Source organism: Pseudomonas sp. PAMC 26793, assembly GCF_000313235.1.
Taxonomy (GTDB): Bacteria; Pseudomonadota; Gammaproteobacteria; order Pseudomonadales; family Pseudomonadaceae; genus Aquipseudomonas; species Aquipseudomonas yamanorum.
In genome coordinates, this window is the sequence record NZ_AMXG01000017.1 from 81,928 (window position 1) to 93,816 (window position 11,889).

Here is an 11,889-nt window from a genome sequence, read left to right on the forward strand (position 1 = left end):
CACGTTGGGGCGATCAGGGAATGCTCCTCAGCACTCCACCCAGCTGACGGCCAGGCCGCCCCGTGAAGTTTCTTTGTATTTGTCGTGCATGTCGGCGCCGGTGTCGCGCATGGTGCGGATCACCCGGTCCAGGGAGATGAAGTGTTTGCCGTCGCCGCGCAGGGCCATTTGCGTGGCGTTGATCGCCTTGACCGCCGCGATGGCGTTGCGCTCGATGCACGGCACCTGCACCAGCCCGCCAACCGGGTCGCAGGTCAGGCCGAGGTTATGCTCCAGGCCGATTTCGGCGGCGTTTTCCAGTTGTTCCGCAGACGCGCCGAGTATGTCGGCCAGGCCCGCGGCGGCCATGGCGCAGGCCGAGCCGACTTCGCCCTGGCAACCGACTTCGGCGCCGGAGATCGAGGCGTTTTTCTTGCAGAGGATGCCGACGGCGGCCGCGGCGAGGAAGAAATTCACCACGTCATCGTCGGACGCATCCGGGTTGAACTTCATGTAGTAGTGCAGCACTGCCGGGATAATCCCCGCCGCGCCATTGGTCGGTGCCGTCACCATGCGCCCGCCGGCAGCGTTTTCTTCGTTGACGGCGAGGGCGAACAGGTTGACCCATTCCATGGCCGACAAGGTTGACGTGATGACGTTGGGTTTACCGATTTCCAACAGGCTGCGGTGCAGTTTCGCGGCGCGCCGTGGCACGTCCAGGCCACCGGGCAAGATGCCTTCGTGGCGCAGGCCTTGTTCGACGCATTCGCGCATCACCGACCAGATATGCAGCAGGCCGCTGCGGATCTCGGCGTCACTGCGCCAGGCCCGTTCGTTGGCCATCATCAATTCGGAAACCCGCAGTCCGTGCTTGTTGCACAAGGCCAGCAGTTCGACGGCGCTGGAGAAGTCGTAAGGCAATTGCACTTCGCTGGCCGGCGCAATGCCGGATTCGGCTTCCGCCGCTTCGATGATGAAACCGCCGCCCACCGAGTAGTAGGTCTGTTCGCTCAACAGGCCGTTTTCGCCGTAGGCATGCAGGGACATAGCGTTGGGGTGGTAGGGCAGGCTTTCGTCCAGCAGCAGGAGGTCGTGTTGCCAGTTGAAGGCAATCGGCCTGCGGCCGCCGAGCAGCAATTGACCGGACTCCCGCAGCTGTTGGATGCGTGGGCCGATGCTGGTGGGGTCGATGCTGTCTGGCCATTCGCCCATCAGGCCCATCACACAGGCGCGGTCGGTGGCGTGGCCGACGCCGGTGGCGGACAGCGAGCCATACAAACGCACTTCGACGCGACGGGTTTCGTCGAGCAATTGCTGGTCGGTCAGCGCCTGAACGAAGGTCGCCGCTGCCCGCATCGGGCCGACGGTATGGGAGCTGGAAGGCCCAATGCCCACTTTGAATAGATCGAAAACACTGATAGCCATGCTAAACCCTTACAAGCAATGGAGTAGGAATCGCTGCCATCTTTTGTAGGACAAGCGGAATTGGCGCGATACTGAGCCTCTGGATCAGCACTGACCAACGAATTATCCTAAGACACCCTTTAGCAGGACTAAACCCTATGGCTCGCCCGCTTCATGGCCAGACTTACGTCTGGCTGCACGTTTTTTCCTGCGCGGCTCGGCATTTGTCGTTCACCCGCTGCGCCGAGGAACTGCACATCACCCCGGGCGCGGTCAGCCAGCAAATACGCCAGTTGGAGGAGCGGCTGGGCTTTCGCCTGTTCCATCGACGGGCGCGCGGGGTTGAGCTGAGCGCAGAAGGCCAGCGGCTGGCGATCACCGTGGGCGAGGCTTATGGCAGCATCGATGCCGAGTTGCAGCGCCTGGATGCCGGGATGATCAGCGGCACCTTGCGCTTGCGCTCGATCCCGTCGTTTCTCGGCAAATGGCTGACCCCGCGCTTGCCACGTTTGCAGCAGCGGTTCCCGGATATCCAGCTGCGCATGGTCGCCGAAGACAGCAGCGTTGCCCTGCATGAGGGCGACTTTGACCTGGCCATCGACCTGAACGATGGCAGCTACCCTGGATTGTTATCCACAGCCTTGCTGGACGAGCAGATCTTCCCGGTGTGCGCACCGAGCCTGTTGCGCGGGCGACCGCCGCTGCATGGCCCCGCCGACCTAGTGCATTTCCCGCTGCTGCACGACATTACCGCCTGGCGTGGGAGTTATGAGTACGCGGAGTGGGAGTTCTACTTGAATGCCATCGGCTACGACGCCGCCGACGTACGGCGCGGGCATACCTTCAACCGCAACCACCTGACCATCGAGGCGGCGATTGCCGGCATGGGCGTGGCGATTGCCCGGCGAACCTTGCTCAATGACGAACTGGAGCGCGGCACCTTGATCGTGCCGTTCGGCCTCGCCGTACCCAATCACAAACGTTATGTGCTGCTGTACGCACCAGGGGCGCTGAGCCATCCGGGCGTGCGGGCAGTGCATGACTGGCTGGTGGAGGAAGCGGAGATTTTTCGCGGATTGCACCCCTTGGGAGAGGGGCAACGGTAAGGAAGTTGGCGGTAAGAAGATGTAACCAACTCCCCACCCTAACAGCGTTTTTGGTTGTAGTCAGGGTTAATTTGTAATGTGGGATTTATCTTTGCAAAGGGGTTGAAATGTTCCTCGGTCTGCTCAATTGTGTAATCAGGAGGTCATGGTTTTCACCCATCCGGTGAAGCAGGAATGGCCTTCGGCGAGCTAGCTGAAATAAGGGAAAACTATGCAAATCCAAGTCAATAGCGATAACCATATTGAAAGCAGCATCCGACTGGAGGAGTGGGTACGTACCACCATTGAGAGCACGCTCGAACGTTATGAAGAAGATCTGACCCGCGTCGAGGTTTACCTGCGGGACGAGAACGGTGACAAGCCCGGTCCACACGATCTGAGTTGCCGACTGGAAGCACGGCCAAAAGGCCATCAACCGATTTCGGTCCTCCATAAAGCCGATACGCTGGAACAGGCGATCGATGGCGCCGCTACCAAGCTGGAGCATGCCCTGGAGCATCTGTACGGCAAACTGCGCGGCAAACCACGCGCCGCGGGTCAAAGCCTGCCCACTACCAAGGCCGACGAGGCCGAGCTTGAAGAGGAATTCCTGGAAAACGAACAGGCTGCGCTTAACGGCTGATAGCTGATACTTTTTCAACCCCACTGAAAACGGGCCTGCAGATGCAGGCCCGTTTTTCGTTTAAAGCGTCAGCGCGGGCTGCGCCGGAAAAAACAGGCGCTCAAGGCCGACAGTGCGCACGCCCCCAAGCCCGCATACAGCATGGCCCAACCGGCACCGTTGCGCAGCGCGGCCTGGGCAATCACCGGGCTCTGCGGCAACACTTCCAGCTTACCGGCGGCGATGTCCTGGCTGAGGGTGGCCAATGGCGCGGTGTCGGGCAATACGCCCACCAGGTAGTGAGCGATCCCGAGTATCAACACCAACCCCATCAGCGCGATGTTCAGTGCGAGTGTGATCAGCCGTGCACTGAAGTCGATGCCCGAGGCCATCCCCGCGCGGTCGGGTGAGACTGAGCCGGTGGTGGTGTTGGTGGTGGGCGAGTTGGTAAACGCCAAGCCGCTGCCGGCAATCCCACAGGCGATCAGGATCAATACCACACTGGGCTGGCCGCTATGGTTGATCGCGGCCATGGCGACAAACCCCACGCCCATCAGACCCAGGCCCAACGGAATGATGCGTTCGGCTCCGCAGCGCAGGGCCAGGCGTTCAGCCAGCGGCGGCACCACCAACGTGGGCAAGGTATAGGCGAGCAGGGCGAGCCCGGTGAGCATCGTGTCGTAGCCCAGGCCGGCCTGGAAATACAGCGGCAGGTAGATCATGAAGGGCCAGAAACTGAAGTTCATGCCGATCGAGCCCATCAGCGCGCCGTTGAAGCGCGGGATGCGAAACACCGAGAAATCGAACATCGGATGTGGGCTGCGCCGTTCGACAACCACGAATAACAGCAGGCTGGCCATCGACAACCCGGCCCAACCGAGCATCGCCGGGGTGGCGAAGCCGCTCTCGGTGCCCTTGGTGATGAAGTAAACCAGGGCGAACACCGCCAGGGTCAGGGTGGCCATGCCGGCGATATCGAGGCGATGGGCCGCCGGGTCGCGGGACTCCTGCACGCTGATGCGCAGCAGCACCAAGGTGAACAAGGTCAGCGGCACATGCACCAGGAACACCCAGCGCCAATCCGCGACCGCCAGGATCAACGCTCCCACCATCGGCCCGAAGCCAAGGCCCACACCCGCGATCACACCCCACACCGCAAAGGCTCGCGCCCGCGCCGCCGGCTCGCGGAACTGGTGCGACAGGATCGCGAACTGGCAGATCATCATCGCCCCGCCACCCACGCCCTGGACAAAACGCGCCGCGATCAGCGTGGACGCATCGTTCGCCAGCCCACAAGCCAGCGAAGCCAGCCCGAATACCCACAGGCACAGCACCAGCATGCGCCGCCGGCCAAAGCGATCGGCCAATGTGCCCGCCGCCATCAGCACGCTGGTGCAGGCCAGGGTGTAGGCATTCATGATCCATTGGGCGTCCTGGAAGCCGGTGCCCAGTTGCTGTTCGAGGGTGGGCAGGATGACCGGCACGCTGGAAATCTCCAGCCCGAACATCAGCGCCACCAGGCACACGGCGGTGAGCGCCAGGCCGTCTCTGGCGGTACGCGGCGGATTGATGGCGGATACAACGGCGTCGGATGACATGGCCTCTTCCTTTCGATGGGGGAAGGTGTCATTTTCACGGGAATCTGATTCTTTATTAGTGATACTTCTTCCTACAATAAGGGAATTTGGGGCGACAAAAGACCATGGCCACTCCGCGTTTTGATGGTGTTGAACTGTTTTTGCAGATCGTCGAGAGCGGCAATCTGACGGAGGCCGCCGAGCGGCTGAACCTCACGCGCTCGGCGGTGGGCAAAGGCCTGGCGCGCCTGGAGGCGCGGTTGGGCACGTCCTTGTTGCAACGCTCCACCCGGCGCCAGCGTTTGACTGAGGACGGGCAGGCCTATTACGAGCATTGCCTGCGCGCGCTGGCGGAACTGGAAGCCGCCGAATCGGTGCTGGAAAGTGGCCGTCAGCAGCCACGCGGACGGTTAAGGGCCAGCCTGCCTTTGGCGTTCGGTCACCATTATGCGGCGCCGGCGTTGTGGGGGCTGATGGACCATTTCCCGCAACTGGAGATCGAGATTTCCTTCTCCGACCGACTGATCGACCTGGCCCAGGAAGGCTTCGACCTGGCGGTACGCATCGGCGAATTGCCCGACACCGATCGCTTGAGCGCTCGGCGCCTGGGCGAACAGGCCATCGCCCTGGCGGCGTCACCCGCTTACTTGCAGCGTACAGCCCGGATCGACTCCATCGCGAACCTTGCCGGGCACCGGGGCATTGCCTACCGCTGCAATGCCCCGCACCGGGAGCGGGTGAACTCGCCGTTGATTCTCGATGACCTGCAGGCCGTGGCCGATGCCGCCATCGCTGGGGTCGGCCTGGCCTGGTTGCCCAGCTGGCTGATCGCCCACTACGTACTGCGTGGGCAACTGCAGGCGGTACTGCCGGACCACCGCGAGCAGCCGATGCCGATCCATGTCATCTGGCCCACGGCGACGCACATGCCGGCCAAGACCCGGTGCGCCATCGACGCGTTGGTGGCCGGCACACCGTCGTGCCTGGCGGGTAGCTGATCAGAACGCGATGGACGTCTGCACATACAGCGTGCGTGGCTCGCCGACGTATTTGCCCTTGTTGTTATCGTCAAACGAGCGGGTGTAGTACTGCTTGTTGAAGATGTTTTTCACACCGACCGCCACGTTCAAATCCGACAGCTGCGGGCCAAAGTCATACGCCGCGCGGCTGCTGAACAGCATGTAGCCGGGGATGCGCCCGGTGCTGCCGTCGGCGCTTTCTGCTTCCGTGTTGGCGTTGTCGGCGAACTGGCTGCTCTGGTAGCTGCTGTCCACATTCAACTTCCAGCGACCTTCGGTGTAACCCACGCCCAGGGTGCCTTTGTGCTTGGAGGAGAAGGGCACGCGGTTGCCTTTGTTCGGGCCGTCTTCGCGGATGGTGGCGTCGACGTAGGCGTAAGTGGCGTACACATCAAAACCCGCCAGGGCCGGGCTCAAGCCGTCGAGGGCATAGTTGATGCTGGACTCGATGCCCTGGTGACGGGTTTCGCCACGGGCAATCACCGTGTCGTTGGTCTGGTTGCTGTCGTACTGGTTGTCGAAGTTGATCAGGAACGCACCGATCTCGGCCCGCAGGGTGCCGTTGTCGTAACGGGTGCCGAGCTCCCAGGTACGGGCCTTTTCCGGCTTCACTTCGCCGCTGGTCACGCGGTTGGGCATCTGGCTGTATTGCACGCTGCCGAACGAACCTTCGGTGTTGGCGTAGAGGTTCCAGTCGTCCGTCAGGTGGTAGAGCACGTTCAACGCCGGCAGGGCGGTGTTGTAGTCACCCTTGTATTTGACGTTGCTGAGGTTGTTGGTCTGCTGGGACTCGATCATCTCGTAGCGGATGCCCGGAGTGATGGTCCATTTGCCGATATCAATCCGGTCGTCGACGAAGAACGCATTGGCCTCGGTGCTGCCCCGGGTGTCGCGGTCGTTGCGGCTGTCGGTGGTGGGCAGTTGCTGATTGGCGGTAATTGGCGTGCGGTAGCGCATTTCGTGGCCGGCTTCGTTGATGTAGCGGTAGCCCACGCCCACTTCGTGGCTGGTGGGGCCGAGGTCGAAGCCTTGGGCGAAGCGGGTTTCCAGGCCGCGTACCCAGTACTCGCGAGGCGACAGAGAGAGGAAGTTGCCCTGGTCCAGGTAACCGCTGCGCAGCGTGGTGGTGAAGAAGCTGTTGACGGTGAATTCCCGGCGATCTTCCTGGTAGCGGTAACCGGCGTTGAACATCGTGCGGCGCCCCCAGAACTGGTCGTAGGGGCGGGTGGACTGGTACGGGTCGGCCTTGTAGGCGGCAGCGCTCAAGCCACCGGGCATATCGGCCTTGCCTTCGTAGTACTGCGCCATGGCGTTGAAGCTGTTGGCGTCGTCGAGTTGGTACTTGCCCTTGAGGATCAGGTCGTCGATGCGGGTGTCGCTGTTTTCGCGCCAGTCACCGCCACGGGTGCCGGAATACAGGATCGCGCCGCCCAGGCCGTTATCTGCGGTGCCACCGGCCAGCAGGTTGCCGGTGGTCTTGAAGCCGTCGTGGCTGGAGGACGGGCTGGTTTCGGTCTGCAGGCCGCCTTTCACCGTCGGCGCATCGGGAATCGCGCGGGTGACAAAGTTGACGATGCCGCCGACGTTCTGCGGGCCATAACGCACCGCGCCGCCGCCGCGTACCACGTCCACCGCGTCCATGTTGCCCATGCTGATGGGCGCGAACGACAACTGCGGCTGGCCATACGGCGCAAACGGCACCGGGATACCGTCCATCAATACGGTGGAGCGCGAGGCCAGGCGTGGGTTGAGCCCGCGAATACCGAAGTTCAGCGCCATGTCGTGGCTGCCGGTGCCGTTGTTTTCCGGGGCGTTGACCCCGGGAATGCGGTTGAGCACGTCGCGGGCCTGGGTGGCGCCCTGGCGTTCGAATTCTTCGCGGCGGATCACGTCCCGGGCGCCCGGGTGCTCGAAGACGTTGGTTTGCGCCGCGTCCCCCAGCCAGTCGCCGACCACGTTGGAGGTGCCCAATTCGAGGGTGGCCGGAGCATTCGCCGGTTGCAGGCTGAAGGCGTTGTTGCCCTCGGCGCGGGCTTGCAGGCCGGTGCCTTTGAGCAACGCATTCAAGCCTTCTTCAGCGGTGTAGTTGCCCGACAGGCCGTGGCTTTGCACGCCGGCGGTCACATCGGAGCCAAATGAAATCAGCACGCCGGCTTCACGGCCAAATTGGTTCAACGCCGCTTCAAGTGACGTAGGGGCGATGCGGTAGGGCTTGGCATCGGCCGCCATTACGTAGGGCAGGGTGCTGAAACTGAGGCTGGCCCCCAACAACAAGTGGCGCAGGGTGCGGGCGAGGGGCGTCAGGCGAGTCGGTTGCTGGGGCATGAAGTGCGGTCCTGAGAAGGTAGGATCAAGGTGGCTTTCCTTCTCTGTCACGCGAGGTGCGGAAAACGGCTCACGGGTTTTGAAAATAATTCAGGCGCGGGATTCGACGGTGACCCAGTAGCGGGTAAATCGCCGGACCTTGACCGGCAGGCTGACTTGCAGCAGGTCCAGGATTCGCTCGCTGTCGTCCAGCGGGTAGCTGCCGGAAATCAGCAGGTTGGCCACTTGCGGGTCGCAATGGAGCTGGCCACGGCGATAACGGCTCAGTTCGGCGAGGAAATCTTCCAGGCGCATGTGGGCCGCCACCAGCATACCGTCGGCCCAGGCACCGCTGCCGGCATCGGTGGGGCGTGCGGTGTCCCAGCCTTTGCGCGTGAAATTGACCTGATGGGCCTTGTCGACGGACAGCGGCAAACCGCTATAGGTGTTGGGCATGACGTCGACGTGCCCGTCGAGCACTGCCAATTGGGTGTGATCATTGAACTGCCGCACGTTCAGCCGTGCCGCCTGGGCGCTGAGCAGGCCCTGGGCGGTGACGATCCGCAGCGGGCTGTTGCCGGTTTTGGCGGTCAGTTGGATTTCGCCTTCGAGCAGGCGGATCAAGCGTTGCTGACCCTCAAAATGCACATCCACCGCACTGCCGGTGTTGAGCTGCAACTGGCTGCCATCCGCCAGCTGGAACGTGCGCCGCTGGCCGATGGGGCTGCGGTAGTCGGCACTCAACGGCGGCAGGATATGTTGCTGGCGCAAACCCCAGGCCGCTGCCGACCCGGCGCCGAGTATCAGCAACAGCTTCAGGGCCTGGCGGCGACTGTTGGATTTCGGTGCATTCAAGGCCGCGTGAGCCAGGGGTGATGGCATCCCGCGCAACCGCTGGTTCACTCGCTGGATGTGCTCCCAGGCCCGCTGATGTTCGCTGTGGGCGTCCAGCCATTGTTGCCAGGCCGCCTGTTTGCGCGGGTTGAGTGGGCCCTGCTGCATTTCCATCAGCCAGTGCACCGCTTGTTCGGCGACTTGCGTTGAGACATTCATAGGGCGAAGTAGCAGCGCATCGCTGCTTTGTTCAGGTGGCGCTTGACCGTGGCGATGGAGATCCCCAGTTCCGCGCCGATTTGCGCGTAGGTCAGGCCGTCGAGCTGGGCCAGCAGGAACGCGCGTTTCACCAGGGGCGCCAAGCCATCCAGCAACTGGTCCAGCTCCATCAGGGTTTGCAGGATGATTGCCCGCTCTTCTTCCGACGGTGCCGCGTACTCGGGCATTTGCGCCAGGGCGTCGAGGTAGGCGCGCTCCAGGTCCTGGCGGCGGTAATGGTTGAACAGCACACGTTTGGCGATGGTGGTGAGGAAGGCGCGGGGTTCGATCAGCGTCGGGGTTTCCCGTGCGTTGAGCACGCGAATGAAGGTGTCCTGGGCCAGGTCGGCGGCGCTTTCCGGGCAGCCGAGCTTGCGTCGCAACCAGCCGGTGAGCCAGTGGTGATGGTCGTGGTACAGGACTTCGACAGTGTTGGACGGCTGCAACGCGCACACTCCGGCAGCATGGGCATGCTTTAGAGAACAAGAATTGTTCGCATTGTAGGGGGCGTAGGCGGGTTCGGCAATTGCCAGTGATGCGTTCTCTTTTGCTTATGAGAACCTTTATCATTAATATTGCGCGCTGACGAACCTGGCGCCTTGTGCATGAAACGCAAAACCTCACTTCCCGTTTCCTACCGTCTTGCCGTGACCTCGCGGGTACTGGCGGCTGTGGTCGGCGGTTACCTGCTGGCGTCCCTGGCCAGCGTGTGCATGGCGTTTTGGTTGCCCACCAGCCGCGCCGATGCAGTGATCAGCGGCATGCTGAGTTCGTTTGTGTTCTATCTGCTGGCGGTGATCTGGTGTTTTGCCTGCCGCACCGCCTGGCGTGCCTGGTTCGGTGTGTTGCTGCCCAGCGCGATGCTGGCCACGTTCGCCGGGTTGACATACTGGATGGCACGCACATGAAAGAGGGCTTCCGTCAGGCCATGGCCTGGTTGCACACCTGGGCTGGGCTGATCTTTGGCTGGCTGCTGTTTGCGATTTTCCTGACGGGCACCTTGTCCTATTTCAAGGACGAAATTACCCATTGGATGCAGCCCGAAGTGCAGGCGCATCCCCTCGACAACGCCCGTAGCCTGGCCGCCGCCCAAACCTATCTGCAACAACAGGCGCCCAATGCTGCGCGCTGGTTTATCACCTTGCCAAGCAGCCGGGAGCCGGGCCTGTCGGTGATGTGGCAAGACAAGGTCGACCCGGGCAAGCGCGGCAATTTCGTCGAAAAACTCATCGATCCCGTCAGCGGCGAGCAGATCCAGGCCCGGGAAAGCATGGGCGGCGAATTCTTCTATCGCTTCCACTTCCAGCTGCAAATGCCCTATCCGTGGGGCCGCTGGCTGTCGACCATCGCCGCGATGGTGATGTTCGTGGCGCTGATCACCGGGATCATCACCCACAAGAAAATCTTCAAGGACTTCTTCACCTTCCGCCCGCGCAAAGGCCAGCGCTCCTGGCTCGACGGGCACAACGCCGTGGGCGTGCTGGTGTTGCCATTTCACTTGATGATCACCTACAGCAGCCTGGTGATTTTCATGAGCATGGTGATGCCGGCGAGCATTCTCGCCTCTTACGGCAACGACACCCGTGCGTTCTTCAATGATGTGTTCCCGGCCACCGACAACGCGCCAGCCCTTGGCCAACCCGGGCAGCTGTTGCCGCTGGGGCCGATGTACGAGCAGGCGCGTGAGCAATGGGCCGGTGGGCATGTCGGACGGCTGGTGGTGAATAATCCCAGCGATGTGAACGCCTCGGTCAATGTATTCCGCGCCGGGTCGGATCGAGTGGTGCACGACTTTGGCAGCACCGTCTCATTCAACGGCACCACCGGCGAGCTGCTGCGGGTCAGCGGCGAGCAGTCGCTGCCGGCGGCAATTAGTGGCAGCTTCTACGGTTTGCACATGGGCCACTTCGCCGGCCCGGTATTGCGCTGGCTGTATTTCATCTGCGGCCTCGCGGGCACCGCGATGATCGGTACCGGGCTGGTGATGTGGCTGGGCAAGCGTCAGCTCAAGCACGCCAAAACCGGTGTGATGCCCTTTGAACTGCGGTTGGTGGAAGTGCTGAATATCGCCAGCATGTCCGGCGTGATGATCGCCATCGCCGCCTTCTTCTGGGCCAACCGCCTGTTACCGGCCAGCTTTGCCGGGCGCTCGGACTGGGAAGTACAAGCCTTCTTTATTGCCTGGGGCTTGAGCGTTGTGCATGCGATTGTCCGTCAGGGTCGCCGCGGCTGGGTTGAGCAGTTGAGCGTGGGCGCGCTGCTGTTTATTGGCGTACCGGTGCTCAACGCGCTGACCACGTCCCAGCATTTGGGGGTGTCCCTGGCCAACGGCGATTGGGCCATGGCCGGCTTCGACCTGACGTGCCTGGGCAGCGGCGTGTTCCTCGCCTGGGCTGCGTGGAAAATGCAGCACCGCCGTGTCCCTCAGCCCAAGGCCGAACGTGCCCGGCCACTGACCCTCAAGGGCGAGGTGAACTGAATGCTCCTGGCGCTGCTGCTGTGTTACGCAGGGTTTAGCGCGTTGTGCCTGTCCATGGACCGGCACCATGGCGAACTGCTGCACAGTAAACCCACGCCCCGTCGGCGCCTGGGTTTGCGCGTGGGCGGCTGGTTGCTGTTGATCGTCTCGATCTGGCCGGCGGTGCTCGCGACCGGCTGGAGCCAGGGCCTGGTGGAGTGGTGCGCGGTGCTGATGCTCAGCGGGTTGCTGCTGGTGTTGCTGTTGCCGTATCGGCCAAGGCTGGCCTTGATCCTGGCGGGCATCGGCCTGCTGGCCAGTCCGGTTGCGGCCTTCGCGACCCTTTGAG

General features: G+C 62.6%; 11 protein-coding genes. 6 read left to right on the forward strand and 5 right to left on the reverse strand.

Annotation, left to right across the window (positions count from 1 at the left end; all coding sequences use genetic code 11):
* Positions 1-27: 27 nt before the first annotated feature.
* On the reverse strand, positions 28-1,404 hold the full coding sequence (locus tag D109_RS0105550) for an L-serine ammonia-lyase (protein ID WP_017476047.1): 1,377 nt from the start codon (positions 1,402-1,404) through the stop codon (positions 28-30).
* A 137-nt stretch (positions 1,405-1,541) separates the two neighbouring features.
* On the opposite strand from D109_RS0105550, the gene D109_RS0105555 reads away from it, so the two are divergent.
* Together D109_RS0105555 and D109_RS0105560 are read left to right on the forward strand one after the other, a co-directional pair.
* Entirely contained in the window at positions 1,542-2,489 is a 948-nt protein-coding gene (locus D109_RS0105555; RefSeq protein ID WP_017476048.1) for a LysR substrate-binding domain-containing protein, read from the forward strand.
* A gap of 211 nt (positions 2,490-2,700) precedes the next feature.
* Positions 2,701-3,111: an HPF/RaiA family ribosome-associated protein gene (locus D109_RS0105560; RefSeq protein WP_017476049.1), complete on the forward strand. Its 411-nt coding sequence runs from the start codon at positions 2,701-2,703 to the stop codon at positions 3,109-3,111.
* A 68-nt stretch (positions 3,112-3,179) separates the two neighbouring features.
* Here D109_RS0105560 and D109_RS0105565 read toward each other — a convergent pair whose 3' ends face one another.
* On the reverse strand, positions 3,180-4,688 hold the full coding sequence (locus D109_RS0105565; RefSeq protein WP_017476050.1) for an MFS transporter: 1,509 nt from the start codon (positions 4,686-4,688) through the stop codon (positions 3,180-3,182).
* 104 nt (positions 4,689-4,792) lie between these two features.
* On the opposite strand from D109_RS0105565, the gene D109_RS0105570 reads away from it, so the two are divergent.
* On the forward strand, positions 4,793-5,665 hold the full coding sequence (locus D109_RS0105570) for a LysR family transcriptional regulator (protein WP_017476051.1): 873 nt from the start codon (positions 4,793-4,795) through the stop codon (positions 5,663-5,665).
* Here D109_RS0105570 and fecA read toward each other — a convergent pair whose 3' ends face one another.
* From fecA to D109_RS0105585, 3 genes are all read right to left on the reverse strand, one after another.
* Positions 5,666-8,011 carry a TonB-dependent Fe(3+) dicitrate receptor FecA gene (gene fecA / locus D109_RS0105575; RefSeq protein WP_017476052.1) on the reverse strand — a complete coding sequence of 782 codons (2,346 nt, stop codon included), beginning with the start codon at positions 8,009-8,011 and terminating at the stop codon, positions 5,666-5,668.
* A gap of 90 nt (positions 8,012-8,101) precedes the next feature.
* The gene (locus D109_RS0105580; protein ID WP_017476053.1) at positions 8,102-9,043 is read right to left on the reverse strand and encodes a FecR domain-containing protein; all 942 of its coding nucleotides are present in this window, start codon (positions 9,041-9,043) and stop codon (positions 8,102-8,104) included.
* Positions 9,040-9,528: a sigma-70 family RNA polymerase sigma factor gene (locus D109_RS0105585; RefSeq protein ID WP_017476054.1), complete on the reverse strand. Its 489-nt coding sequence runs from the start codon at positions 9,526-9,528 to the stop codon at positions 9,040-9,042. Before D109_RS0105585 ends, D109_RS0105580 begins: the two co-directional genes overlap by 4 nt.
* Positions 9,529-9,687: 159 nt before the next feature.
* On the opposite strand from D109_RS0105585, the gene D109_RS0105590 reads away from it, so the two are divergent.
* The 3 genes from D109_RS0105590 to D109_RS0105600 are packed head-to-tail and all read left to right on the forward strand — an operon-like array spanning position 9,688 to position 11,888.
* Positions 9,688-9,990 carry a DUF3649 domain-containing protein gene (locus D109_RS0105590; RefSeq protein WP_017476055.1) on the forward strand — a complete coding sequence of 101 codons (303 nt, stop codon included), beginning with the start codon at positions 9,688-9,690 and terminating at the stop codon, positions 9,988-9,990.
* A complete protein-coding gene (locus D109_RS0105595; protein WP_017476056.1) occupies positions 9,987-11,561 on the forward strand; it encodes a PepSY domain-containing protein in 1,575 nt (524 codons plus the stop codon). The genes D109_RS0105590 and D109_RS0105595 overlap by 4 nt, the downstream gene beginning before the upstream one ends.
* Positions 11,562-11,888 carry a DUF3325 domain-containing protein gene (locus D109_RS0105600; RefSeq protein ID WP_017476057.1) on the forward strand — a complete coding sequence of 109 codons (327 nt, stop codon included), beginning with the start codon at positions 11,562-11,564 and terminating at the stop codon, positions 11,886-11,888.
* Position 11,889 lies beyond the last annotated feature (1 nt).